The sequence below is a fragment of the Nonomuraea jabiensis genome (genome assembly GCF_014204795.1).
Lineage (GTDB): Bacteria > Actinomycetota > Actinomycetes > Streptosporangiales > Streptosporangiaceae > Nonomuraea > Nonomuraea jabiensis.
The window spans coordinates 12,325,692-12,351,240 of sequence record NZ_JACHMB010000001.1 but is presented as its reverse complement, the minus strand read 5'-3'; the positions used below and the strand labels follow the sequence as shown (position 1 = coordinate 12,351,240).

The following is a 25,549-nucleotide window of genomic DNA, read 5'->3' as shown; positions in this document are numbered from 1 at the left end:
TCGTCACCCTCGGTGTCGAGCCTGCTCCTGATCACGCACCCTCCTCCCGAGAACCTGACGTCCCCGTCAACCCGATGGCCCTGGCCCACAGCCGCGTCAGGTGATCGACCGCCACCTGCTCGTCGGCCCGCTCCCCGAGATCCAGCCACACGTGGGCGAAGTGCTCCACCATCCCGCCCAGCATGACGGCGGTCAGCCGCGGGTCCAGCTCCGGATCGGCCAGCCCCTGCTCCTGCAGCCGCTTCAACCCCTCCGCGCCCCGCCGCACGAACACCTCCCGCAGCTCGAGCAGCAACCGCCCGAACCTCTCCTCGGACGTGGCCGCCTGCTCCACCATCCGCACCAGCCGCGAGTTCGCCGCCCAGGCCCGCAGGTAGAGCCGGTTGGCCGCCTCGATCCGGGCGTACGGATCATCCGGCGCCGCCGCCGCGCCGACCGCGCTGGCCGCGAACATCTCCCCGACCGCGGCCGCCGCGACCTCGCCGAACAGCGCTTCCTTGGAGTCGAAGTAGGTGTAGAACGTGCCGTGGGAGACCTGGGCGCGCCCGCACACGTCGTCGATCCGCACGGCGTCGTACCCGTGCTCCTCGAACGCCTCCCGCCCGGCCCGCAGGAGCGCGGCCCGCGTCCGCCTGCCCCTGGACGTCGGCACCGAAGACCTGACGATCACGTCAACTACGCTAACGCAAAAAGGGCCCCGTACAAGGGGCCCTTTTCAGCGGAGGTCGTCGTCAGGTCAGGTGCAGTGGCTCCAGCCGGACTTCCACGACTGGGCGCCCCACGAGCCGCCCCAGATCACGCACTTCTGCTTTCCGGGCAGGCGGACCGGGCCCGCGTACGCGGTGAAGTTGCCCGGGTTGCTGGCGCTGGAGCCGCCCTTCACCTGAAGGATGGCGTTCATCTGCGCCTTCTCCGGGTACAGCATGCGCGACATCGTGACCACGCAGTTCTTGCCCGCTCCGGCGTTGTACAGAAGGTAGACGGTGGCGTTGCCGCCGGCGAAGGAGCGGGAGTCGATGACCTTGTAGCCGGAGCCGCACACGGACGCCGCGTTGTACGGGTTCGGCTTGCGCGGGCCGTAGGTCTTGGTCGGCTTGCTGCTGGGACGGGTCGGGACCGTCGTGCTGCCGGTGTCCACCTGGCCCGTCGAGTCGTCGAGCGTCGGGTCCACCGCGGGCTCGACCCTGTCGGAAGACTTCTTCTTTTTGGTCTGAGTCGGGGTGGGCTCCGGCCGCTTGGTCGTGGTCTGCGGCCTGGGTGCCTGGGTGACCGGGTTCGGGACCTGGGCGATGGGGTCCGGCTGCTTGGTGTGCTTGGCCTTCTTGCTCTCCGTCGGCTCGACGTTCAGCGTGGGCACCGAGACCGAGGTGTCCGTGGGCATCGGCACCGCGGTCTGGTCGCCGGGCGGCGGGTCGACGGGCTGGCCGCCGCCCGAGCCGTCGCCGCTGGTCTTGTTGGAGGAGTTGCCGACGGCCACCACCGGGACGTCCTTGGTGTTCGCCTGCACCACCACGGCGCCGACGACCACGAGGAGGGCGGCGGCCGCGGCGCCGGAAAGGGCGAGGGTCAGGGTGCGGCGCTGCTTCGCGGGTGCGCCGTCACCGGGGCGGGACGGGCCGCCGGGACGGGTGGGGCCGCCCTGCGCTCCGGGCCTGCCCGGTCCGGCCGGTCCGCCGGGTCCGCCTGGCGTTCCCGCCTGGAAGGGCGGCTGGCTCTGAGGGGTGCCGGGGCCGTGCGGCGGCATTCCGGGCGCGCCCGCACCCTGCGGGCCGCCCTGAGGCGCCTGGGGGCCGCCCTGAGGGGCCTGAGGGGCTCCGTGGGGTGCCTGCTGAGGGGCTCCGTGAGGCGCGCCCGCCTGCGGGCCGGTGCCGGGCGCCGGTGCCCCCGGCGTGGCGTTGCCGGGCATGCCAGGCTGGGAGCCGCCGGGCATTCCGGGCTGGGAGCCGGCAGGTCCGGCGGGCATCCCGGGCTGAGGCGCGCCGGGCGTTCCCGGCACGCCGGGGACCCCCGGCACGCCGGGGGTCCCCGGCTGCGGGGCGCCCTGGGGCTGGTTGCCCGGCATAGGGGAGGCGGCCTGGGCGTTTGCCGCGGCCGGGCGGCCGTACGAGCCGGTCTGCGGGACGGGGCCGGTGGGCTGGGTCCAGGGGCCGGGGTAGACGTCCTGGCCCTTGGCGGCAGGGGCGCCACCCTCCGCGCCAGCACCAGCGGCGGCGCCGCCGATCAGTTGCTGGCCCGTCACCGGCTCGATGGCCGCCTTCGGGGCCGGCTGGCCGGTGAGGCGGACGATGAGCTCGTCCGCGCTGGGCCGCTGCGCCGGGTCCTTCGAGAGGCAGAGGCCGACCAGCTCCCCGAGCATGCCTTCCATCCGCCCGAGCTCCGGCTCCTCGTTGAGGATCCGGTTCATCACGACGGGAATGGAGTCGGCGCCGAAGGCGGGCTTGCCCGTCGCCGCGAACACCATCGTGACGCCCCAGGCGAACACGTCGGCCGCCTCCGACACCGCCGCCCCGCTGAGCTGCTCGGGCGCCAGGTACGAGGGCGTGCCCATGGCCATCCCCGTGGCCGTCGCGCCGGGCGAGTCCAGGGCGCGGGCGATGCCGAAGTCGATCACGACGGGACCCTCGGGCCCCATCAGCACGTTGGCGGGCTTGAAGTCGCGGTGCAGGATGCCGGCGCGGTGGATGGCCGCGAGCGCCGTGGCCGTGCTGATCGCGAGCCGTTCGAGCGCCGCACCCCGCCGCGGCCCCTCGTTGATGACCATCTCACGCAGCGACGGCCCCGGGACGTACTCGCTCACGATGTACGGCCGGCTGCCCTCCAAGTCGGCGTGGAGCACTGGAGCGGTGCAGAACCTGGCCACCCGCTGTGCCACCGCCACCTCGCGCAGGAACCGCGTCCTGGCGTCGGCGTCGGCCACCAGGGCATTGTGCAGCAGCTTGACCGCCACCTGCTCCCCGGTGTCGCTCTTGCCCAGATAGACAACGCCCTGGCCGCCCTCGCCGAGCCGGGCGACGATTTCATACGCCCCCAGCCGCCGCGGATCGTCCGCCGCCAACGGCTGGAACTGATTCACGTCGGACCCCCATTACAACCCATTAGATGGGGCAAAACGCTACCAGCGTGATGGTTGGGACGTCTGCCGGACCTGTCAGAAGTTTCATGTTCTGACGAAGAAAGTCAGGCCGCCGTCAGCCCGTAACCGCAGGTCGGACCGGCATCGGGCCCCAATGTCACGGCTTGGTCAAGGTGCCCACAGTCCGAGATTCCCCAGGCCAGGGTCAGATCGCCTTGCCCGGGTTGAGGATGCCCAGGGGGTCGAAGACCGCCTTGATGCCCTGCTGGACCTCGGTGACCACCGGCCCCGACTCCAGGTCGAGCCAGCGCCGCTTCAGCAGCCCCACCCCGTGCTCCCCGGTCAGCGTGCCCCCGAGCTCCAGCGCGCGCTTGAACACCTCGTCCGCCGCCGCCCAGACCTCCGCCGGCGGCTCCGGCATGCCGCGGTCGAAGATGAAGACCGGGTGCAGGTTCCCGTCCCCGGCGTGCGCCACCGTGAGGATCTTCACCCCGTGCCGCGCGGACGTCTCCTCGATGGCGGTGATCATGTCGGGCAGCAGGGAACGGGGCACGCACACGTCCTCCACCAGGCACGCCCCGAGCCGCTCCTTGGCCTGGTAGTCCAGCCGGCGCAGCCTGATCAGCTCCTCGGCCTCCTGCGGGCTCGTGGACACGGCCACGAACGAGGCGCCGTTCTCCAGGCACAGCCGCTCCATGCGCTCGACCACGGCCTGGCTGTCGGTGGCGTCGGACTGGCCGATCAGCGTGGCCTGCGTGTCCGGTTCGAGCCCGATGTTGAGCCAGTCGTCGAGGGCCTCCAGCGAGGCGCGGTCGATCAGCTCCATGAGGGACGGCTGGCAGCCCGCCGCCATGATCGCCGACACCGCCGCGCCCGCGTCCCTGAGCGAGCCGAACTCCGCCGCGAACGTGGCCGGCGGCGCCGCGGGCGCCCGCCTGAGCCGGACCGTGGCCGCGGTGATGACGCCGAGCGTGCCCTCGGAGCCGACGAACAGGCCGGTCAGGTCGTAGCCCGTGACGCCCTTCATCGTGCGCCGGCCGGTCTCGATCACCCGGCCGTCGGCCAGCACCACCTCGAGCCCGAGCGCCGAGTCCCTGGTCACGCCGTACTTCACGCACCGCAGCCCGCCCGCGTTCGTGGCCAGGTTGCCGCCGATCGTGGAGATCTCGTACGACGAGGGGTCCGGCGCGTACATGAGCCCGTGCTCCCTGGCGGCCCTGTCCAGGTCGGCGGTGATGACGCCGGGTTCGACGACGGCGATCTCGTCGGCGGGGGAGAGCTCCCTGATCGCGTTCATCCTGGCCAGCGAGAGCACGATCGAGCCGTCGCCGGCGACGGCGGCCCCCGCCAGGCCCGAGCCGCCGCCCCGCGGCACCACGGGCACCCGGTGCTCGGTGGCCCACCGCATGGTCGTGACCACGTCGTCGCGCGAGGCGGCCAGCACCACGCCGAGCGGCTTGCCCGGCGCCACGAACGTCCGGTCGCGGGCGTAGGAGTCGATCACATCCGGGTCGGTCAGGACACGGCCTTCGGGCAGGGAGCTCACCAAAGCATCAATCGGCTTCACACCATGCACTTTAGGTGCAAACCACTCAGCCGGCGGGCCCGGCCGGACACGCTCCGCCTCCCGGTTTGCGCAGGTCGTTACTTAAGGCCAAACTGCCCAGGTGGAAGTCAGGTGCCCGGTGTGTTCGGAGACCGACCAGGTCGTCGCGGTCCCCGGAGCGGTGGCCGCCGGGACCACGTACAAGATCGGCAGAGTGCGGCTGCCCGGCGCGCGCGAGATCCCCGACCTGCCCACGGCGGCGGCGCTGGGCGCCTCGAAGCACGTCATGAGCCGTACGCAGCTCGCGGTCTGGCTGTCGTTCCCCAGCCGCCACTACACCCCGTGGGCCAGGAACCAGGGCTATCTCCTGCTCCTCGTGGCGGCCCTGGTGCACCTGGTCGTGTCGCTGGTCATCGCCATGGGCCAGGACCCCAAGTGGGGCGAGGTGCTGCTCGCCCCGTTCTGCCTGACCGGCCTGTTCTGGGGGCTCGGGCTGCTGAACGTGCTCGGCTCGTACGGCGCCAGGAAGCGCGACACCATCGAGGCCCCGGCCAGGGAGAAGGCCCTGGCCGTGTGGGAGAGCCTGTCTTACTGCGCGCGCGACAACGTCGTGTTCGAGCCGGGGGTCGGCGTCTCGTTCCATCCGAGCGAGACGCGCGAGTACATCTTCGGCTTCAGGAACGGCCGCTAGCTCAGCCCAGCTCCTCGGCCACCGCGCGGGCGCAGACGGCCAGGCCCTCGATGGCCTGCTCCAGCTCGTCCAGCTCGGGGAAGGTCGGGGCGATGCGGATCGTGCGGTCGGCGGCGTCCTTGCCGTACGGGTGCGTCGCGCCCGCGGGCGTCAGCGCGATGCCCGCGGCCTTGGCCCTGGCCACCACCTCGGCGGCGTGCGGCACCTCCAGGCTGATGAAGTAGCCGCCGGCGGGGCTCGTCCAGGTGCCGAGGTCGCCGAGCCGCTCGGTCAGCACCTTGTCGACCAGCTCGAACTTCGGCCCGATCAGCTCCGCGTGCCGCCGCATGTGGGCCGCCACGCCCGCCGGGTCGCCCAGGAACTCGACGTGGCGGAGCTGGTTGAGCTTGTCGGGGCCGATGGACTGCTTGCCCGTGTTGTGCAGGAACCACTCGACGTTCGCGGGCGAGGAGCCGAAGAACGACACCCCGGAGCCGGCCAGCGTCACCTTGGAGGTGGAGGCGTAGACGAACACGCGGTCGGCGTTGCCGTGCTCGGCGGCCAGCGCCAGCAGGTCGGCCAGCTCGTCGGGGGTCTCGGTGAGGTGGTGCACCGCGTACGCGTTGTCCCAGAAGATCCGGAAGTCGGGCGCGGCGGCCGGCATCGCGGCCAGCCTGCGGACCGTCTCGTCGCTGTAGGTGACGCCGGACGGGTTGCTGTACTTCGGCACGCACCAGATGCCCTTGACGCTCGCGTCGGCGGCCACCAGGCGCTCGACCACGTCCATGTCGGGGCCCTCGGCGTTCATCGGGACGGGCACCATCTTGATCCCGAACCGCTCGGTGATCGTGAAGTGCCGGTCGTATCCGGGGACCGGGCACAGGAACGTGACCTCCGGCTCCTCCACCCACCGCCGCGCGGCGCCCGGCACCTTGGTCAGCAGCGCGTGCACGATCGTGTCGTGCATCAGGGCCAGGCTGGAGTTGCCGCCGACGACGAGCTGGCCGGCGGGCACCTGGACCAGCGGCGCGAACAGCTCGCGCAGCTCGGTCAGGCCCTGCAGGTTGCCGTAGTTGCGGCCGTCGGTGCCGTCGGCCGCCCGGTAGGACGTGGGCAGCCTGAGCAGGTCGTTGGAGAGATCGAGCTGGCGCGGCGACGGCTTGCCCCTGGTGAGGTCGAGCGAGAGCCCTCGCTGGACGAGGGCGGCGTAGTCAGCCTGAGCAGTCACGAGATCTTCTCCTCCGAAATCGGGTCCGGTTACGAAGGATAGAAGACCTCACCACGTGCGCCCGCTGATATCCGCAATGTGGGACATGCGGCGCGTCAGGCGAGGAGGCGCTCGGGGGCGTTGCGGTGCAGGAATTCCTCCACCTCCGCCAGGGACAGCCCGGGGCGGTGGGCCAGGATGAGCCGGTCCACCCCCGCGTCGGCGTAGGCGCGCACGGTCCCGGGGTCGAGGGGGCGGGCCGGGGTGACCGAGACGTGCGGGGTCGTGCCCGCCGCCGCGGCCTCGGCGCGTACGGACTCCACCTGGGCGGCCGCCGCCCGCAGGCCCAGCATCCACCCGTACCAGCCGTCGGCCAGCTCGGCGGCCCGCCGGTGCGCGGCGCGGGTGTGGCCGCCCATGACGACCGGCACGCGGCCGAGCGGGCGCGGGTGGGCGTCCACGCCCTCGAACGACACGTACCGGCCGTGGAAGGCGGGCTCGTCCTGCTCCCACAGCGCGCGCATCGCCCGCAGGTACTCGGCTGTACGCTCGCCACGGCCCTCCAGGGGCACGCCGAGCGCGCGCAGCTCCGGCTCCAGATAGCCGGCCACGGCCCCGAACACCAGCCGCCCGCCGCTGAGCACGTCCACGCTCGCCAGCTGCTTGGCCAGCACCAGCGGGTCGCGCTGGGGCAGCACCACGCAGCCGGTGGCCAGCAGGATCCGCTCGGTGTGCGCGGCCAGGAAGGCCAGCGAGACCACGGCGTCCAGCAGCGGCGCGCCGGGTTCAAGGGGCGAGGGCTCGACCCGCGGGCTGGGCAGGACCACGTGGTCGGCCGTCCACAGCGAGTCGTAGCCCAGCTCCTCCGCCAGCGCGGCGATCCTGGCGGCGCCGCGGCGGCCGGCGCCGGCGTAGCCGTTGGGCATGTGAAATCCGAGCGTCATGGGCACGCCTGGAAACGCTAGGCCGGATTCAGGGGATCCACCAGCGACGATCACGCATGGGTCACATGCCTCGCCCGCATGTCAAACCTTCCGGTGCGAATGTCAAAGAACGCCTTCCCGAGCGGCGCTGGTTGGCGTGGAATGGGTAGATCGGGGCTGGCCATGGTGGGCCGCGGCCGGCGGTCCGCCGCAGGTAGCCGAATCGCGCCTGAGGCGGGCCGCGGCCGGCGGTCCGTCGCAGGTAGCACTCCGCACTGGAGGGAGCAGCCGTGACGACTGTTCGCGAGACCTCGATCGAGCAGGTCAGGCGCCGCCGCACCGGGACCGTCATCGCCTCCTGGCTGTCGACGACCGACCACAAGATCATCGGGTATCTCTACCTGATCACCTCGTTCGGGTTCTTCCTCGTGGCCGGTGTCATGGCCATGGTCATCAGGGCCGAGCTCGTCGCCCCCGGCATGCAGCTGGTGACCCAGCAGCAGTACAACCAGCTCTTCACCATCCACGGCACGGTGATGCTGCTGCTGTTCGCCACCCCGCTGTTCGCGGGGTTCGCGAACGTGGTCATGCCGCTGCAGATCGGCGCGCCCGACGTGGCCTTCCCCCGGCTGAACGCGGTCGCGTACTGGCTGTTCCTGTTCGGCGGGCTGATGGTGGTGGTGGGGTTCTTCACCCCGGGCGGGGCGGCGGACTTCGGCTGGTTCGCCTACACGCCGCTGTCGACGGCGATGTACTCGCCGCAGATCGGCGGCGATCTGTGGATCATGGGCCTGGCGCTGTCGGGTCTGGGTACGATCCTCGGCTCGGTCAACTTCATCACCACGATCATCGGCATGCGGGCGCCCGGCATGACGATGTTCAGGATGCCGCTGTTCACCTGGAACGTGCTGCTGACCAGCATGCTCGTGCTGATGGCGTTCCCCGTGCTGGCCGCGGCGCTGCTCGTGCTGGAGTCGGACCGCAAGCTCGGCACGCAGGTCTTCCACAGCGAGAACGGCGGCGCGCTGCTTTGGCAGCACCTGTTCTGGTTCTTCGGCCACCCCGAGGTCTACATCATCGCGCTGCCGTTCTTCGGGATCATCTCCGAGGTGATCCCGGTCTTCAGCCGCAAGCCGCTGTTCGGCTACCTGGGGCTCGTCGGCGCGACCATCACCATCGCCGGGCTGTCGATGACCGTGTGGGCGCACCACATGTTCGCGACCGGCCAGGTGCTGCTGCCGTTCTTCTCGTTCATGACGTTCCTCATCGCGGTGCCGACCGGGGTGAAGTTCTTCAACTGGATCGGCACGATGTGGCGGGGCCATCTGAGCTTCGAGACGCCGATGCTCTTCGCCGTCGGGTTCCTGGTGACGTTCCTGCTCGGCGGGCTCACCGGGGTCATCCTGGCCTCGCCGCCGCTCGACTTCCACATCAGCGACACGTACTTCGTGGTCGCGCACTTCCACTACGTCGTCTTCGGCACGGTCGTGTTCGCCATGTTCTCCGGCTTCTACTTCTGGTGGCCGAAGATGACCGGCCGGATGCTCGACGACCGCCTCGGCAAGGTGCACTTCTGGACGCTGTTCATCGGCTTCCACACCACGTTCCTGGTGCAGCACTGGCTGGGCATGGCGGGCATGCCCAGGCGGTACGCCGACTACAGCCCGGGCGACGGCTTCACCGCGCTCAACGAGATCTCCTCCGCCGGGGCGTTCCTGCTGGGGGCCTCGACGCTGCCTTTCCTCTACAACGTCTGGAAGACGGCCAGGCACGCGCCCAAGGTCACCCTCGACGACCCGTGGGGGTACTGCGCCTCCCTCGAATGGGCCACCAGCTGCCCGCCGCCGCGCCACAACTTCGTCAGCATGCCCCCGATCCGCTCCGAACGGCCCGCCTTCGACCTGCACTACCCCCACGAGCAGGCGGAGCTGCCCCCAGTGATCGAGCACGAGGTCGAGCAGGAGATCGAGCACGAGCCCAGGCGCGAGCTCGGGCCTGACGAAGCCTCCGGGGCCGAGTCCCGCCCGGACAATCCCGACTGATCATGAAATTTCGCCTATCTAGGGAGATCGGCGATGTCAGGCATTCGAATCCCCTTCACCCCCGAGACGGCCCCCTGCGGGAAGGAGTCCGGCGGTGAGCGCCTCGTCGACGACGACGGCTACGGCCTGGTGATCCGTGACCAGTTCTTCGACTGCGGCTGCCGCCGGATCCGGCACGAGTACCACGACGGCAGCATCCACCTGTCCGCCATCCGGCACGACGGCAAACGGGTGAAGGACCCGATACAACCCGACCACGGGAAGTGACGTGATGATCGACGTGCTCATCGTCGGAGGAGGCGGGGCGGGCCTGCGGGCGGCCGTCGCGGTGGCCGAGAGTGACCCGTCCCTGAAGGTGGCGGTCGTCTCGAAGGTCTATCCGATGCGCAGCCACACCGTCTCCGCCGAGGGCGGCGCCGCCGGGGTGATCGGCCTCGGCGACACGCTCGACGAGCACTGCTACGACACGATCTCCGGCGGTGACTGGCTGTGCGACCAGGACGCCGTCGAGGCGTTCGTGGCCGAGGCGCCCAAGGAGCTGATCCAGCTCGAGCACTGGGGCTGCCCCTGGAGCCGGGAGAGCGACGGGCGCGTGGCGGTCCGCCCGTTCGGCGGCATGAAGAAGATGCGTACGTGGTACGCGGCCGACAAGACAGGCTTCCACCTCCTGCACACCTTGTTCCAAACAACCCTGAAATATCAGGACGTGTTGCGGTACGACGAGTGGTACGTCACCAAGCTCGTCGTCGACGACGGCCGCGTCCACGGCGTCGTGGCCGTCGAGATCAGGACCGGCCGCATCGAGGCCATCGCCGCCAGGACCGTCATCCTGGCCACCGGCGGCTGCGGCCGCGTCTTCCCCTTCACCACGAACGCCGCCATCAAGACCGGCGACGGCATGGCCCTGGCCTACCGGGCGGGAGCGCCGCTGAAGGACATGGAGTTCGTCCAGTACCACCCGACGGGCCTGCCGTTCACCGGCATCCTCATCACCGAGGCGGCCAGGGCCGAGGGCGGCTGGCTGATCAACAAGGACGGCTACCGCTACCTGCAGGACTACGACCTCGGCAAGCCCACGCCCACCCCGAAGCTGCGCAGCATGGAGCTGGGCCCGCGCGACCGGCTCTCCCAGGCGTTCGTGCACGAGCAGCAGAAGGGCCGCACGGTGGACACCCCGTACGGCCCGGTCGTCTACCTGGACCTGCGCCACCTGGGCGAGGGCAAGATCGACGCCCGCATCCCGTTCGTGCGCGAGCTGTGCCGCAGCTACCAGAACCTCGACCCGGCCACCGACCTCATCCCGGTGCGCCCGGTCGTGCACTACATGATGGGCGGCGTCCACACCGACATCGACGGCGCCACCCCCGTCGCCGGGCTGTTCGCGGCCGGGGAGACCGCCTGCGTGAGCATCAACGGCGCCAACCGGCTCGGCTCCAACTCGCTGCCCGAGTGCCTGGTCTTCGGCCGCCGGGCCGGGATCGCCGCCGCCGCGTTCGCCAGGTCGCACCGGGACGGCGAGCCGCCCGCCGTGCGGAGCCAGGGGGCCGACGAGCGGCGCCGGTTGGAACGCCTGCGGGAGGGCAGCAGCACCGGTGAGCGGATCGCCGACCTGCGCGAGGAGATGCAGCACACGCTGGAAGGGGCCGCCGGCATCTACCGCGCGGGCGACGTGCTCACCAAGGCCGTCGACACGCTCGCGGAGTTGCGCGAGCGCGCCGAGGAGGTCCGCCTCGACGACACGAGCACCGCGTTCAACACCGAGCTGATCAACCTGCAGGAGCTGCACACCATGCTGGAGGTCGCCCAGACCATCGTGGCCTGCGCGCTCAACCGGCAGGAGTCGCGCGGCGCGCACCAGCGCACCGACTTCCCGGCCAGGGACGACGCCGCCTACCTCGCGCACTCGCTGGTGCACCGCGCGCCCGACGGCACCCCGTCCGTCGGGCTGCTCCCCGTGACGATCACCCGCTGGCCTCCGGGAGAAAGGGTGTACGGACGTGACTGATGGGACGGCGACGATCAGGGTCGAGGTGGCCCGGTACCGGCCCGGCGAGGACGAGGAGCCGGTGTTCCAGGGCTACGACGTGCCGCTCATGCCCGACTGGGCGGTCCTCGACGGGCTCAACCACATCAAGGACCAGCTCGACGGCAGCCTGTCCTACCGCTGGTCGTGCCGGATGGGCGTGTGCGGCTCGTGCGGCATGACCGTCAACGGCGAGCCCAGGCTGACCTGCGGCACCTTCCTCACCGAGTTCGGCGCGGGGCCGATCAGGATCGAGCCGCTGAAGGGCTTCCCGGTGATCAGGGACCTGGTCGTGGACATCGACGGGTTCCTGGCCAAGCTGTCGTCCGTGCGGCCCTGGCTGGTCAGGGAGGGCGAGGAGCTGCCGCTGAGCGCCGAGTACGCCCAGACGCCCGAGCAGCTGGAGGCGTACAAGCAGTACAGCATGTGCATCAACTGCCTGCTCTGCTACTCGGCCTGCCCCGTCTATGTGCTCGACCCCGACTTCCTCGGCCCGGCGGCCATCGCGCTCGCCCAGCGCTACAACCTGGACTCGCGCGACATGGGCGACCGGTTCGACGTGCTCAACCAGGAGGACGCCGTCTGGGGGTGCACGTTCGTCGGCGAGTGCACGCGGGTCTGCCCCAAGCACGTGGACCCGGCCGAGGCCATCCAGCGCTACAAGGTGACCGCCGCCCTGCGTTCGGTCCTGCCGTGGAGCAGGCGATGACGACCACCTACCGTCCGCCGCGCGACAACCTCTGGTTCGTCCGCACCCGCCACTGCGCGGTGTTCGTGCTGCGCGAGCTGACCAGCGTCTTCGTGGCCTGGTCGATCGTCTTCCTGCTGATGTTCGCCGACGCGGTGCGCGGCGGCGGCCTCCAGGAGTTCGCCGCGCTGGCGGCCCGGCCGTGGATGATCGTGATCAACGTGCTCGCGCTGGCCGCGACCGTCTTCCACACGATCACGTTCCTCAACCTCGCCCCCAAGGCCACGGTCGTCCGCCTGGACGGCTGGCGGGTGCCCGCCTGGATGATCCAGGGCGGCAACCACTCGGCCTGGGTGGCGATCTCCCTCCTGATCGCCTACTTCGTCCTGAGGTCGCCATGAGACGCACCCTGGAGCCGTACCTGTGGCTGCTCTTCAGCGGCGGGGGAGTGGTGGCGGCGCTCGTGCTGCCGGTGCTCGTGCTGCTCTTCGGGGTGCTCATGCCGCTCGGCGTGGTCGACTGGCCCGCCCCTGAGCGGCTGGGCGCGCTGCTCGACCCCGTGCCGGTACGGCTCGCGCTGCTCGGGGTCGTCGTGCTGTGCCTCTTCCACGCCGCGCACCGGATCAGGTTCACCAGCGAGGAGCTGCTCGGCATCGCCAGGTTCGACCTGGTCATCGCGGTGATCTGTTACGGGGGCGCCGTCGCGGGCGCAATCGTGGCCGGGCTCGTATTGTTCTGATTCCCCTTACGCCAACGGTGTGCTATATGTCCCCCTTTGATCACATTTCAACAACGTACTTTACGATGCGTTGAAACACCCTCTAGCGTCCGGCATTGCACACCCTATGGCCATGCGCCCGGCATGCCGGGCAGAGAGGGTTCCTGGTGCCCAGCACGAAGCGCTTATTAGCAGCATTGCCGGCGGTCGCCCTTCTCGGCGCCGCCCTGTCCGCGCCCACGGCTCAGGCGGCGTCCGTCGCCGACTACAAGCCCACCGCCGCGGACTACTACATCAACTACGTGCCTCCCGCGGTGGAGAAGGACCCGCAGGAACCGTCGGTCAACGACAAGAACCAGCGCTCGCTCGGTCCGGCACAGAAGTTCGACCGCAAGTTCACCAGCGGAAATCCGGCCGCCGGCCGCATTCTCGCCGCCCGCGAGAACGAGGCCATCAGGACCGGCCGCAATCCCGCTGAATGGATTTTCAAGAACTCCAAGCAGACCCGCACGGCCAAGCTCCTGACGATCCTCGTCGAGTTCAACGAGCAGGCCAACGACGACTTCTCGGGCTTCAACCGGCTGCGGACGACCGACAGCGAGGCCAACGACTGCGTCGTGGAGCCGCCCGGCACGCTCAAGAACGGGCCGCTGCACAACAACATCCCCGACCCGGCCACGCTGCCGCACAAGGACAACAACTCCTTCTGGGTCAAGGACTTCAGCCCCGCGCACTTCAACAAGATGCTCTACACCGACAAGGGCATCACCGAGCGCGTGCGCACCGACCTGAAGGACCCGCGCGACGGCAAGCCCGGCATCGACATCTCCGGCTACACGATGAAGAAGATGTACGAGGAGATGTCCAAGGGCGCCTACTCCGTCACCGGCTCGGCGGTCGGCTGGATCAAGGTCCCGCACTCCGAGGCCTGGTACGGCGCCGCGGCCTGCGGCGGCCCCCCGCAGGACATGTCCGGCCACCCCGACAACCCGCGCGGCGCCCAGCAGCTGCCGATCGACGTGGTGGACAGCCTGGTCAAGGCCCAGCCGAGCTTCCCGTGGGCGGACTACGACGTCGAGGACGTCGCCGACGCCGACGGTGACGGCAACTTCAACGAGCCCGACGGCGTGATCGACCACCTGGTGCTGGTCCACGCCGGCAAGGACAAGTCCTCCGACGGTGGCGCCGAGGGCACGTACGCGATCTGGGCCCACTCCAGCGCGGTCGCCGGCGGCTACAAGGTGCCCGGCACCGACAAGAAGATCTCCAACTACATCGTGCAGCCCGAGGACTCCGGCGTCGGCGTCTTCGCCCACGAGTACGGCCACGACCTGGGCCTGCCCGACCTGTACGACACCTCGGGCCAGGCCAGCTCGGCCGTGGACTTCTGGGACCTGATGTCCAGCGGCTCCCACTCCGGCCCGATCTTCCAGTCGATGCCGTCGCACATGGGCCTGTGGGACAAGTGGGTGCTCGGCTGGGCGAACCCGAAGACGTTCAACCCGGGCGACGCCGCCAAGCTCGTCACGGTCGGACAGTCCTCGCGCACGCCCAAGCTCACCGAGGACGGCGTCCGGGTCAACCTGGCCTCCACGCCGCTCAAGATGATCGACGTCCACAGCGGCTCGAACGCCTGGTGGAGCGGCCTCGACCAGGACTGGGCCAACCTCACGGTGACCCGCGACGTGCCCGTCCCCGCCGGGACCGATCTCAAGTTCTGGATGTGGAACAACTACGTCATCGAGCAGGACTGGGACTTCGGCTTCGTCGAGATCTCGACGGACGGCGGCCAGACCTGGGCCCAGCAGAAGGTCTTCGACGAGTCCGGCGCCGAGGTCAGCACGCCCGACGACTACCCGGACCCGAACAAGAACCTGCACGCCTTCGGCGAGAAGAAGTACGGCCTCACCGGTGACAGCGGCGGCTGGCGGCACGACTACGTCAACCTGACGCCGTTCGCCGGCAAGACGATCAAGCTGCGGCTGACGTACAACACCGACGCCGCCTTCCAGGAGCGCGGCTGGCACGCCGACGACTTCCAGCTCACCAACGGCGGCACGGCCGTGTGGAGCGACGACGTCGAGAACGGCGACAACGGGTGGAAGGCCGTCGGCGGCACGTTCACCAACACCAGCGGCACCGGCTGGACCCGCAACAACGGCTCTCGCGAGATCTCCCGGTTCTACCTGGCCGAGTGGCGCAACTTCGACGGCTTCGACAAGGGCCTGCAGTACGCCTACGACACCGACTACTCCCGCGACGGGGCGTGGAAGGTGCAGAAGCTGAAGTACAACGCGCCGGGCCTGCTGGTGTGGTACCGCGACTCGACGTTCATCAACAACAACGTCGGCAGCACCCTGCGGCTCCCGCCGAGCCTCGGTCCCAAGGGCAGCCTGCTGGTCGTGGACTCGCACTTCGACCCGCTGCGCCGCACCGGGACCGCGGCCGAGAAGGACCCGACGCTGCAGAAGAACCTCCAGGGACGCGTCCAGTCGTCCAACGCCGCGTTCGGGTTCGGCAAGACGTACCCGTTCAAGGAGTGCCTGGAGGCGCCGGACGAGCCGTTCAGCGCGTACTGCACGGACCTGCCCGCGCAGAAGGGCGTCCCGGCCTTCACCGACGCGAAGACCTGGTTCCCGGGCCTTGAGGTGATCGGCACCGGTCTCTACTACCGTGACTCCGACGCCTCGGTGGTCGTGCCGTCGAAGGGCGACCAGACGTACAGCACTCGCGTGGTGCACCAGGACGGCACCCCCGCCACGGAGCTGTACGGCCAGGTGGCCGCCGGCTCGGTGCTCGGCACCGGCAACCCCGGTGACGAGGGCAAGGCGCTGGGCGTGCAGTTCAAGCTGGTGAGCCCGCTGCCGGGCAACCTGGGCGCCGTCGTCCAGGTCGTCCCGCCGAAGAAGTAAGCAACGATCAAGAGGGCCGCCGGGTCATCCCGGCGGCCCTCCGCGTCCCGCCGGCCGACCCTAGGCAGCGCGGTCTGCACCTACCATTGGTGACCATGAGCGAATTGCGCACCAAAGACGAGCACACCGAGGCGATCCGGAGAGATCGCAAGGTGGCAGTGGTGGTGAACACTCGCTCGCGCCGCGGCCGCCGCCACTACTTCGAGGTGATCGAGCAGATCCACAACCTCGGCTTCGAGCCGCTGGTGGAGCTGTCGGTCTACAACCCCAAGCGGCTGCGCGAGCTGCTCGACTCCGCCCTGGCCACCAAGCCCGACCTGCTCGTCGTGGGCGGCGGCGACGGCACGCTCTCCTCGGCCGTGCGCCATGTGGCCCACCGCGACGTGGCGCTCGGGGTGCTCCCGCTGGGCACCACCAACAACTTCGCCCGCAGCCTCGGCCTGCCGCTCGACCTGGCGGGGGCGATCCGGGTGTTCGCCGAGGGCAAGGTGGCCGACATCGACCTGGGCCTGGCCGACGACCGGCCGTTCGCCAACCTGGCCAGCTTCGGCGTGTCCGTCGAGGTGGCGGGCAAGGTCAAGCCGTGGCTCAAGCGCATCGTGGGGCGCCCGGCCTACCCGCTGACCGCCCTGACGATCCTGCCGGGGCACACGCCGTTCCGCGCGTACATCACGGTCGAGGGGCAGCGCCACGAGCTGCTCACCCACCAGCTCAACATCGCCAACGGCCGCTTCCACGGCGGCTGGCAGGTGGCCAAGGACATCAGCATCGACAACGGCATGCTGGTGGCCTACCAGCTCGGCTCGGGCAAGAAGCTGCGCCTGCTCGGCGAGACCCTGATCAGGGCGACCACCGGGCGGTGGCGCAGCCTGGCCGGCGGGCCGTTCGTGGTGGGGCGGGAGATGCTGCTGGAGACCGACCCGCCGATGGCGGCCGACGTGGACGGCGAGGTACGGCTGCGCACCCCGATCCGGCTGCGCGTGGTCCCCAACGGCGTGCGCGTGATGGTGCCCTCCTCCTTCGAGGACCGCTGACCACCAGGGGTCTCAGGAGCCGGCCAGCCGCTGGTAGGCCGGGGTGAGCGTGCGGGCCAGGTCGGCGGGCGGCGGGAAGACGCGCAGGAGGAGGTCGGGGGCGGCGGCCACGGGGCGGCGCTCGGGCCGGTGCGCCGTGGCGCCGGGCGCGTAGAAGTCGGCCAGCCGGTCGGCGAACGGCACGTCCCGCACCTCCAGCCTGGGCGCGTCCTCCGCCAGCGAGCCGAGCAGCTGCTCGCGGGTCCGGCCGCGCCAGGCCAGCACCAGGAACGGGTCGTCGTCGAACGACTCGGCCAGCAGGTAGAGCACCGCCGACAGGTGCTTGCACGGGAACCCCCAGTCGGGGCACGTGCAGTCCATGTCGAGGTCGCGGGGGAACAGGTCGATCCCGAGCGCCGCGAACAGCTCCTCGATCTCCGGCGGCATCTCTCCCGCCAGCAGCTTGGCCCGGTGGACGGCCTGCCCGGCGATCGACTCCTCGATGACGGCCCGGCGCCGCTCGTCGTACGCCTCGATCCTGATCACGACCGCGTACGGCTCCCGCCGCGAGCCCTGGACGGCGGCCCTGACCTCGCCGGGGGACAGGTCGATCGACAGGACCTGGCCCTGGCGCGCGTAGGCGCGGCCCCGCGAGAGCCGGCCCTTGTCGCAGACGCGCTCCAGGATGTCGATGAACCGCCTGGACCACCACGTGGAGCCGATGGTGCCGCGCTGGGTGCGGGCCCTGAGGCCGCCCTCGACCCTGATCGGCCCGGTGGCCTGGAACCAGTCCGGCATCAGCCGCCCACCCCCTCCGTCGTGAGCCTGAACACCTCGCGCAGCTCCTCCGTCGACAGGTCCGTCAGCCAGTCCTCCCCGGTGCCCACCACCCGCTCGGCCAGGGCCTTCTTGCGCTCGATCATCTGGTCGACGCGCTCCTCGAGGGTGCCCGCGCAGATGAGCTTGCGCACCTGCACGTTCTTGCGCTGCCCGATGCGGAACGCCCGGTCGGTGGCCTGGTCCTCGACGGCCGGGTTCCACCAGCGGTCCACGTGGACGACGTGGTTGGCGGCGGTCAGGTTGAGGCCGACCCCGGCCGCCTTGAGCGACAGCACGAACAGCATCGGCTCCTCGTCGTTCTGGAACCGGTCGACCAGGCGGTCACGGGTCTTCTTCGGCAGGCCGCCGTGCAGCCACAGGACCGTGGTGTCGAGCCGCTGGGCGAGGTACGGCTGCAGCATCGTGCCGAACTCGGCATATTGCGTGAAAAGCAGGGCCTTCTCGCCTTCGGCCAGGATCTCTTCGGACAGCTGCTCCAGCCGGGTGAGCTTGCCGGACCGGCCCGCCAGCCGGGAGCCGTCCTTGAGCAGGTGGGCCGGGTGGTTGCAGACCTGCTTGAGCTTGGCCATGGCCGCCAGCACCAGGCCGCGCCGCTCGATGCCCTCGCTGTCGTCGATCCTGGCCAGCATGTCGTCCACGACCGCCTGGTAGAGCGTGGCCTGCTCCGTGGTGAGCGGGCACCACTCCTTGACCTCCAGCTTCTCCGGCAGGTCCGAGATGATCGACTTGTCGGTCTTGACGCGGCGCAGGATGAACGGGCCCGTCGCCCGCTTCAGCGCCCGCGCGGCCTGCTCGTCCTGGCGGGCCTCGATGGGCTCCTGGAAGCGCGTCCTGAACCGCGAGCGCGGCCCCAGCAGCCCCGGGTTGGCGAACTCCATGATCGACCAGAGCTCGGCCAGGTGGTTCTCGACCGGGGTGCCCGTGAGGGCGAGCCGGCCGCCCGCGGGGATCGAGCGCACGGCCTGGGCCTGGAGCGTGCCGCTGTTCTTGATCGCCTGGGCCTCGTCGCACACGACCCTGCGCCACTCGTGCCGCTTGAGCGTCTCGAGGTCGCGATGGGCGGTGCCGTACGTGGTGATCACCAGATCGGCGCCGGGGATCAGCGCCGCGTCGCGCCCGCTGCCGTGGTGCACGTAGACGCGCAGGCCGGGCGCGAACCTGGCGGCCTCCCGCTGCCAGTTGCCGACCAGGGACATCGGGCAGACGAGCAGCGTGGGCGTGCCGGCCCGCTCGTGGACGAGCAGGGCCAGCGTGGTGACCGTCTTGCCCAGCCCCATGTCGTCGGCCAGGACGCCGCCCAGGCCCAGCTCCGACAGGAAGCTGAGCCACGCCAGGCCGCGCTCCTGGTAGGGCCTGAGCGTGGCGTCCAGGCCCGCGGGGGTCGCGATGGGCGTCAGCCGCCGCTCGGCCTGGCCGGACAGCAGGTCGCCGAGCACGCCGTCGGCGTCGATCTCCAGCAGCGGCAGCTCGGCGTCATCCTCCTGCACCACGTGGCGCAGGAGGTCGGCGGCGCTCGCCTCCCCCGTACGGGCGCCCTCCACGGCCCTGAGCGCGGCCTTGAGCTGCCGGTCGTCCAGCTCCACCCACTGGCCGCGCACCCGGACCAGCGGCACCTTCAGCCGGGCCAGCTCGGCCAGCTCCGCCTCGCTGATCGTCTCCTCGCCCACCGCCAGGTCGATGCGGAAGTCGACCAGCTCCCGCAGGCCGAACCCCTGCCCAGTGGCCGCCGTCTGCGCCTTGGCCCTGGTGGTCAGCTTCAGCCCCAGCCTCGTACGCCCGGCCCAGCGGGGCAGCTGCACCCCGAACCCGGCCGCCTGCAGCAGGGGCGCGGCCTGCCGCAGGAACCCGAACGCGCCGGCCGTGTCCAGCGCCAGCTCGCTCGGCGTGGGCCCGCGCAGGGCGCGGTCGAGCTCGGGATAGAGCCGGACGGCCCGGCCCAGCCCGGCCAGCAGGTCGCGTTCGGGCCTGCCGGGCAGCCCCGTCACGCCCTCGCCGCTCCAGACGTGGGCCGCGGGGACGTACAGGCTGGGGTCGTCGGCGGCCTGCAGCGCCAGCTCGACCCGCCAGTCCTCGGTGTCGGCGGGCTCCAGCAGCCGGAAGCAGACCCGGGTCGCGCTCTCGGCCGAGGCGACGCTCTCGTGCCACCGCTCCAGCTCCTGGCGCAGCCCGGGCACGTCGGGGCACTGCGGCGCGGCGCCGGTCAGGGCGGCCAGCCAGCGCTCGTGGAGCGTCCTGGGGCGGACGACCAGGGGTTCGGTGAGTGCCTGGCGGACGAGGGCGTCGGCGAAGGTCTCAAGGGCGTCGAGCAGGACGCCGGCGGAGGGCCGCTCGACACGGGAGGTACGGCACGCGGGCGGCATGGCCAGCGCCAGCTCCCGGAAGTACGCGGCGTCGGCCCCGGTCACCACCGGCCGCCACACGGCCCGCGCGTCGGCCTCCGGCACGGCCCACCTGACCGCGGAGTCCTCGGGCTCGTGGCTGTCCGTGGGCGAGTGGACGAGTTGCGGGATGACGCGGCCCCGGCGTACGAGGTCGCGGGCGAAGGCCGCCACGGCGGCCCAGTGGCGCATGGTCGCGGTGCCGGCGTGCCCGTCCAGCACGTGCAGGGCCTCCGAGGCGGGCGGCACCACGACGGGGACCTGCCACAGGCGCAGCCGCGGCCGGGCCGTCCCGGCGAGCCGGCCGGTCTCCGGCGAGGGCAACGGCTCCCCGGCCGAGCCCGGCAGGAGCAGCTCCAGGGTCCGGGACGGCGGGTCGTCGAGGCCGAGCGCGGCGGCGACCTCGGCCGCGGGGGAGGCGAACGGGTGCGGGACGGACGCCGTCCGGCGGCGCGGGGCGGCATCGGGGGACGCGTCGCAGACCTCGGCGATCTCCGCCCAGAAGGCGAGCCCGCCGGCCGCCCAGACCCCGTGTACCAGCACTCCGGCAGGCTACCGCGTCGCCACCGCCCCGCCGCGCCTGCGGCCGGGGTCCGCGAGGAGGGGAAGATCGGGCCCGCTTAGGATCCTGCACATGAGGTTCTCAGGGGCAGAGGGCAGGTGGGCGGCCCGGTTGGGGGCGCTGCGGGACGTCGTCCGGCAGGACCTCGTCACCCGCCAGCTCGCCGGGCACCTCCCCAAGACCCCCTGCCGCATCCTCGACGTGGGCTCCGGCCAGGGCACGCAGGCGCTCAGGATGGCCGCCAGGGGCCACCACGTCACCGCCCTCGACGCCTCCCGTGACCTCCTGCGCGTCCTGGAGGCCGGGATCCAGCCGGGCATGAGCATCCGGACGGTCCAGGCCGAGGCCGAGCGGCTGCGGGAGCTGTTCGAGCCGGGGAGTTTCGACATCGTCCTGTGCCACGGCGTGCTGATGTACTTCGACGACCCCGACCCGCTGCTCGCCGACCTGGCCCGCCTCCTCGCGCCCGGCGGCCTGCTCTCGCTGCTCGTCCGCAACGGCGACGCCCTCGCCATGCGCAGCGGGCTCCTGGGCGACTGGACGGGGGCGCTGCAGGCGTTCGAGGGCACCGGCTACGTCAACCGGCTCGGCGTCCCGGCCAGGGCCGACCGGCTCGACGAGCTCACCCGGCGGCTGGCCGTACAGGGGCTGCAGGTGCGGCAGTGGTACGGCGTGCGGGTGTTCTGCGACGCCGCGCCCGACGGCGCGCCGGTTCCCGAGGACATCGACGACCTCCTGGCGGCGGAGGAGCGCGCCGGCCGGACCGACCCCTACCGGAGAGTGGCCGCGCTGGTCCACCTCATCTGCGCAAGAGGTGAGGAAAGGCTTATATAAGCCACACCTGAAGTTGTAGCATGTTGGTATGAACCCTCCCGGATCGTGGTGTGAGCGGCCCAAGCCGCAGGCTCCCTCGTGTGAGCTCCCGTCTCCGTGGAGCAAGCCCAAGCAGCCGGACAATTGGTGCGAAGTGCAGAAGGACCCGGTGCTTTCGGCCCTCGGATTCCTGCTCAAGGTCGTCAAGCGGTAAAAGCGCGTGATAGAAGGCCGTTTGTTTGGGTAGTCGCCTTCCTCAGCGGAGGAGGCGAGCATTGTGAACGACACCCACAAGCTGGTCAACGACCTTTCCGAGCAGTTCTCCAGGCTCGTGAGGGATGAATTCCGCCTGGCGAAAATAGAGCTGGCGGAAAAAGGCAAGCGCGCGGGCTTCGGCGCGGGGCTGTTCGGCGCGGCGGGAATGGCCGCGTTCTTCGGCGGCGCCGCACTCGTGACCACCGTCATCCTGCTACTGGCGCTGGTCCTGCCGGCGTGGGCCGCCGCCGCCATCGTGGCGGGCGTGCTCTTCGTCATCGCCGCGCTGCTCGGCCTGGTCGGTAAGGGCCAGGTGCGCCGCGCCGGGTCACCGATCCCGTCGGAGACCATCGCGAGCGTCAGGGCCGACATCGACATGGTCAAGGAAAGGGCACGGCGATGAGTGAGACCGACCCTGGATACAGCGAACAATATGCCGGAAACGTCGGCGCCCGCAGGGCGACCGTGGGCACGCCGACCGAACGCGAATCCATCAACGTCCCTCCGACCAGACCGGGCGCGGCCGAGAATGCCCGCCGGGTGGAGGAGGAGCGGACGGCACACGAGACATTTGCCCCCGAACCCATCATTCCCGATGAGCGTGCCCAGGCCCTGGAACGCGAGTGGGCCGAGGCGGAGTCGCCGCGCCACCACCATCACAGCGGGGCACGGCACACGCCCGGGACGGCAGGCGGAACAGGTCACCAGGAGGAGAGCAACGTGCGCAAGGAGATCCAGGAAACCCGTAGGGAACTGGGCGAGACCGTCGGTGCGCTGGCGGCGAAGGCCGACGTGAAGGCCAGGGCGGCCCACGTGGCCGAGACCGCCAAGGACAGGGCCGCCGACGTGGCCGGATCCGTCAAGGAGAAGGCGACGGAGATGGCGGGCAAGGTCCGCGAGGGCACGCCCCACCAGGTCAAGGACGCCGCAGGGCAGGCGCGGAAGCGGCCCATGCTGCTCGTCGCCGCGGCCGGCGCCGTGACCGCCTTCGTCGTCCGCCGCATGATGCAGCGGCGCCACCGCCGCCCGCACAAGTAGGAGGGGACGGGTACGGCCGGCGCCCGCACGGGCCGATACCCTGCCGTGGTGATGCGTCGAACGATCGCCGCCGCCATGCTCGCCCTGCTGGCGGCCGGGTGCGGCGGGGGCTCAGCGGTGAGCGACTTCGGCACGGTGATCAAGGGCGCCAAGGGCACGACCGTGCCCGTCGAGCTGCGCTCCGGCCAGCGTTTCTCGCTGGCCGTGGCCGACAACCCGTCGGTGGGCGACGAGTGGAGACTGGTCGCCGTGCCGGACCCGAAGGTCGCCTCGTTCATCAGCGAGGAGCACAGGACCGAGGGCGACGGGGTCGGAGCCGGGGGCACGACCTACTTCGTGTTCAACGGCAAGCGCCCGGGCACGACGGAGATCAAGCTGTACGACTGCTGGCGGTGCGGCCGGTCCACGACGCCGCCGGACGAGCAGAGCAGGCAGCAGTCGGGGGAGGCCGTCTTCACCGTCACGGTCGAGTGAGCGCGGTTACTGTGGGGATCATGGATTTCATCCGGGTGCGCGCCTCCTCCGACGGCGCGGAGACCATCTCCTATTGGACCGGCGACGTGTACGGCTGGCAGGACGACGGCGGGCCGCACCACCTGTTCGGGTTCGAGGGGCTGAACGTGGCCAGAGCGGTCGAGGCCGACGGCGGCTGGCAGCTGCTGACCAGGGAGGCCGCCCTCTACCTCGACCCGAAGACGAGGGAGGTGCTCGACACCTGGGACAACCCGCTCACGGAGCGGACGGTCGAGGTGCAGCACGTCTTCAACGACCCGGTCAACCAGCGGCTCGGCGCCTACCCGGTGCCGACGACCCGCCTGGGCGACCAGGTCGTCTACAACATCGACATCCGCCTGGCCTACCCCTCGCCGCTGAAGGTCGCCGACTACCCCGACAACTCGGCGAACGACACCTACCGGGCGATGGAGCTGTTCCAGTTCTTCGTCGCGGCCAAGGACCTGGACTCGGGCGTGCCGGACGTGCCGTGCGTGTTCTCGTGGTGCCGGGTCTCGCCGTGGCTGCCGTGGATGGCGATGGGGCAGCGCGGGGGCGGGCTGGTCTACCACTGCCGGGGCGCCAAGGTGGCCGAGGTGCCGCGGCGGCTGCGCGAGCGGGTGGGCGAGCACTTCCTGCACGCCCCCGCCGAGTGGTCGGCGCCCAACGTGACGAGCTGGACGGCCTTCGCCGAGCGGGCGGGACGGCCGCGCGGATGAGGCGGATGCGGGTGAGGCGGATAGGGTCGGGGCGGTGAGCACTGACCTGTTCTGCGAGATCATCGCGGGTGAGCGACCGGCGACCATGGTCCACTCCGACGAGGTCGCGGTCTCCTTCCTGGACGTCCGGCCGGTCTTCAAGGGGCACGTGCTGGTGGTGCCGAGGATCCACGTGGAGACGCTCGCCGACCTGGCCGACGTGGGGCCCTTCTTCGAGCGGGTGCAGGCCATGGCCCGGGCGGTGGAGGAGGGGCTGCAGGTCGCCGGCACCTTCGTGGCCATGAACAACCGCGTCAGCCAGAGCGTGCCCCACCTGCACGTGCACATCGTGCCGCGCAACAAGAAGGACGGGCTGCGCGGCTTCTTCTGGCCGCGCACCACGTACGACTCCACCGAGGAGGCCGAGTCGTACGCCGAGCTGATCGGCAAATCCCTGAGCTAGGCTCGCGGCGTGGAGTACGTGGTGGGCGTCGCCGTGGTCGCGGTGCTCGTCAGCGTGCCCGCGATCGTGCTCTGGCGGGTCATGCGGGGCCGTCGCGAGCTGGGCACCAGCCCGGCGGAGCGGGCCACGTTCGAGACGCTGCACACCGCCTCGCTGGCCGGGCCGCCGCTGCGGGCCGGGCTGACCGCCGACGGCGCCGAGCGGGCCTCGCGGCACCTGCGCGCGCTGCTCGGCTCGGCCGCGCTCGCCATCACCGACGGCGAGCGCCTGCTCGTGTACGACGGCGCCGGCGAGCACCACGCCGACCAGGCGTTCGAGCACGCGGCGGCCACCCTGAAGGACGGCCGCACCCAGGTGCTGACCATCGACTGCGAGCTGCTCGAATGCCCGATCCGCCAGGCCGTGGTGGTGCCGCTCACCACCGACGACCGGGTCGTGGGCGCCCTGGCCGCCTACGGGCAGGACGCCTCCGCCGGCCTGGTCAGGGCCGCGCAGGAGGTGGCCGGGTGGGTGGACTCCCAGCTGGAGCTGGCCGAGCTGGACCGCTCGCGCACGCTGCTCATGGAGGCCGAGGTGCGCGCGCTGCGGGCGCAGATCTCGCCGCACTTCATCTACAACTCGCTCACCACGATCGCCTCCTTCGTCCGCACCGACCCGGAGCGGGCCAGGGAGCTGCTGCTGGAGTTCGCCGACTTCACCCGCTACTCCTTCCGCCGGCACGGCGAGTTCACCACGCTCGCCGAGGAGCTGCGCTCGATCGACCGCTACCTGATCCTGGAGCGGGCCAGGTTCGGCGACCAGCTCCAGGTGACGCTCCGGATCGCCCCCGAGGTGCTGCCGGTCGCGGTGCCGTTCCTGTGCCTGCAGCCGCTCGTCGAGAACGCCGTCCGGCACGGCCTGGAGAGCCGCAACGGCGTCGGCCGCATCACGATCGTCGCCGAGGACGCCGGCGCGGAGTGCCGCATCAGCGTCGAGGACGACGGGCTCGGCATGGACCCCGACCGGCTGCGCCGCATCCTCGCAGGTGACATCGCCCCCTCGGGCGGCGTCGGGCTGGCGAACGTGGACGAGCGGCTGCGCCAGGTCTACGGCGACGAGTACGGCCTCGTGGTCGAGACCGCCCAGGGAGCGGGCACCAAGGTCAACATCAGGTTGCCGAAATATCACCCAGGCGTCTCTGCCCGTTGACCTCGAT

At 71.0% G+C, this 25,549-nt stretch carries 23 protein-coding genes; 16 read left to right on the top strand and 7 right to left on the bottom strand.

Annotated features, from left to right (window positions below; translation table 11 throughout):
- Positions 1–31: 31 nt before the first annotated feature.
- From HD596_RS56315 to HD596_RS56305, 3 genes are all read right to left on the bottom strand, one after another.
- Positions 32–670: a TetR/AcrR family transcriptional regulator gene (locus HD596_RS56315; RefSeq protein WP_221520070.1), complete on the bottom strand. Its 639-nt coding sequence runs from the start codon at positions 668–670 to the stop codon at positions 32–34.
- A gap of 66 nt (positions 671–736) precedes the next feature.
- A complete protein-coding gene (locus tag HD596_RS64485; protein ID WP_313047294.1) occupies positions 737–3,073 on the bottom strand; it encodes a serine/threonine protein kinase in 2,337 nt (778 codons plus the stop codon).
- Between the two features lie 205 nt (positions 3,074–3,278).
- Positions 3,279–4,640 (bottom strand): FAD-binding oxidoreductase, encoded by a 1,362-nt coding sequence (locus HD596_RS56305; protein ID WP_313047292.1) that lies wholly within the window; start codon positions 4,638–4,640, stop codon positions 3,279–3,281.
- Between the two features lie 100 nt (positions 4,641–4,740).
- Between HD596_RS56305 and HD596_RS56300 the strand changes: the two genes are divergently transcribed.
- The gene (locus tag HD596_RS56300) at positions 4,741–5,310 is read left to right on the top strand and encodes a hypothetical protein (RefSeq protein ID WP_185077571.1); all 570 of its coding nucleotides are present in this window, start codon (positions 4,741–4,743) and stop codon (positions 5,308–5,310) included.
- A 1-nt stretch (position 5,311) separates the two neighbouring features.
- Here the strand turns inward: HD596_RS56300 and HD596_RS56295 are convergent, their stop codons facing one another.
- Together HD596_RS56295 and HD596_RS56290 are read right to left on the bottom strand one after the other, a co-directional pair.
- Positions 5,312–6,517 carry an aspartate aminotransferase type Ic gene (locus HD596_RS56295; RefSeq protein WP_185077570.1) on the bottom strand — a complete coding sequence of 402 codons (1,206 nt, stop codon included), beginning with the start codon at positions 6,515–6,517 and terminating at the stop codon, positions 5,312–5,314.
- Between the two features lie 95 nt (positions 6,518–6,612).
- Positions 6,613–7,440: a TIGR03619 family F420-dependent LLM class oxidoreductase gene (locus tag HD596_RS56290; RefSeq protein ID WP_185077569.1), complete on the bottom strand. Its 828-nt coding sequence runs from the start codon at positions 7,438–7,440 to the stop codon at positions 6,613–6,615.
- A gap of 269 nt (positions 7,441–7,709) precedes the next feature.
- Here HD596_RS56290 and ctaD point away from each other — a divergent pair, with 269 nt between their 5' ends.
- The 8 genes from ctaD (at position 7,710) to HD596_RS56250 (ending at position 16,836) form a co-directional block, all read left to right on the top strand.
- Entirely contained in the window at positions 7,710–9,461 is a 1,752-nt protein-coding gene (gene ctaD, locus HD596_RS56285; protein WP_313047288.1) for an aa3-type cytochrome oxidase subunit I, read from the top strand.
- A gap of 33 nt (positions 9,462–9,494) precedes the next feature.
- Positions 9,495–9,728, top strand: a complete 234-nt coding sequence (locus HD596_RS56280; RefSeq protein WP_185077568.1) for a hypothetical protein — start codon at positions 9,495–9,497, stop codon at positions 9,726–9,728.
- A 4-nt stretch (positions 9,729–9,732) separates the two neighbouring features.
- The gene (gene frdA / locus HD596_RS56275; protein WP_185077567.1) at positions 9,733–11,466 is read left to right on the top strand and encodes a fumarate reductase (quinol) flavoprotein subunit; all 1,734 of its coding nucleotides are present in this window, start codon (positions 9,733–9,735) and stop codon (positions 11,464–11,466) included.
- On the top strand, positions 11,459–12,193 hold the full coding sequence (sdhB, locus tag HD596_RS56270) for a succinate dehydrogenase iron-sulfur subunit (protein WP_221520069.1): 735 nt from the start codon (positions 11,459–11,461) through the stop codon (positions 12,191–12,193). The genes frdA and sdhB overlap by 8 nt, the downstream gene beginning before the upstream one ends.
- Positions 12,190–12,573 (top strand): succinate dehydrogenase/fumarate reductase transmembrane subunit, encoded by a 384-nt coding sequence (locus HD596_RS56265; RefSeq protein WP_185077566.1) that lies wholly within the window; start codon positions 12,190–12,192, stop codon positions 12,571–12,573. Before sdhB ends, HD596_RS56265 begins: the two co-directional genes overlap by 4 nt.
- On the top strand, positions 12,570–12,911 hold the full coding sequence (frdD, locus tag HD596_RS56260) for a fumarate reductase subunit FrdD (protein ID WP_185077565.1): 342 nt from the start codon (positions 12,570–12,572) through the stop codon (positions 12,909–12,911). The genes HD596_RS56265 and frdD overlap by 4 nt, the downstream gene beginning before the upstream one ends.
- Before the next feature lie 146 nt (positions 12,912–13,057).
- Entirely contained in the window at positions 13,058–15,802 is a 2,745-nt protein-coding gene (locus HD596_RS56255) for an immune inhibitor A domain-containing protein (RefSeq protein WP_313047284.1), read from the top strand.
- 95 nt (positions 15,803–15,897) lie between these two features.
- Positions 15,898–16,836 (top strand): diacylglycerol/lipid kinase family protein, encoded by a 939-nt coding sequence (locus tag HD596_RS56250; RefSeq protein WP_185077564.1) that lies wholly within the window; start codon positions 15,898–15,900, stop codon positions 16,834–16,836.
- Between the two features lie 12 nt (positions 16,837–16,848).
- On the opposite strand, the gene HD596_RS56245 is transcribed toward HD596_RS56250, so the two are convergent.
- Both HD596_RS56245 and HD596_RS56240 read right to left on the bottom strand, forming a co-directional pair.
- Entirely contained in the window at positions 16,849–17,613 is a 765-nt protein-coding gene (locus tag HD596_RS56245) for an SWIM zinc finger family protein (protein WP_185077563.1), read from the bottom strand.
- Positions 17,613–20,576, bottom strand: a complete 2,964-nt coding sequence (locus tag HD596_RS56240; RefSeq protein WP_185077562.1) for a DEAD/DEAH box helicase — start codon at positions 20,574–20,576, stop codon at positions 17,613–17,615. Before HD596_RS56240 ends, HD596_RS56245 begins: the two co-directional genes overlap by 1 nt.
- A gap of 91 nt (positions 20,577–20,667) precedes the next feature.
- Between HD596_RS56240 and HD596_RS56235 the strand changes: the two genes are divergently transcribed.
- The 7 genes from HD596_RS56235 (at position 20,668) to HD596_RS56205 (ending at position 25,542) form a co-directional block, all read left to right on the top strand.
- Positions 20,668–21,429: a methyltransferase domain-containing protein gene (locus tag HD596_RS56235; protein ID WP_185077561.1), complete on the top strand. Its 762-nt coding sequence runs from the start codon at positions 20,668–20,670 to the stop codon at positions 21,427–21,429.
- A gap of 256 nt (positions 21,430–21,685) precedes the next feature.
- Positions 21,686–22,066, top strand: coding sequence for a phage holin family protein (locus HD596_RS56230; RefSeq protein WP_185077560.1), 381 nt, complete (start codon positions 21,686–21,688; stop codon positions 22,064–22,066).
- Positions 22,063–22,701 (top strand): DUF3618 domain-containing protein, encoded by a 639-nt coding sequence (locus HD596_RS56225; protein WP_185077559.1) that lies wholly within the window; start codon positions 22,063–22,065, stop codon positions 22,699–22,701. The genes HD596_RS56230 and HD596_RS56225 overlap by 4 nt, the downstream gene beginning before the upstream one ends.
- A 51-nt stretch (positions 22,702–22,752) precedes the next feature.
- Positions 22,753–23,175 carry a protease inhibitor I42 family protein gene (locus tag HD596_RS56220; RefSeq protein ID WP_185079365.1) on the top strand — a complete coding sequence of 141 codons (423 nt, stop codon included), beginning with the start codon at positions 22,753–22,755 and terminating at the stop codon, positions 23,173–23,175.
- 20 nt (positions 23,176–23,195) lie between these two features.
- Positions 23,196–23,912 carry a DUF1838 family protein gene (locus HD596_RS56215; protein WP_185077558.1) on the top strand — a complete coding sequence of 239 codons (717 nt, stop codon included), beginning with the start codon at positions 23,196–23,198 and terminating at the stop codon, positions 23,910–23,912.
- A 34-nt stretch (positions 23,913–23,946) separates the two neighbouring features.
- Positions 23,947–24,354 (top strand): HIT family protein, encoded by a 408-nt coding sequence (locus HD596_RS56210; RefSeq protein ID WP_185077557.1) that lies wholly within the window; start codon positions 23,947–23,949, stop codon positions 24,352–24,354.
- 9 nt (positions 24,355–24,363) lie between these two features.
- Positions 24,364–25,542: a histidine kinase gene (locus HD596_RS56205; RefSeq protein WP_185077556.1), complete on the top strand. Its 1,179-nt coding sequence runs from the start codon at positions 24,364–24,366 to the stop codon at positions 25,540–25,542.
- The last annotated feature ends 7 nt before the right edge of the window (positions 25,543–25,549 follow it).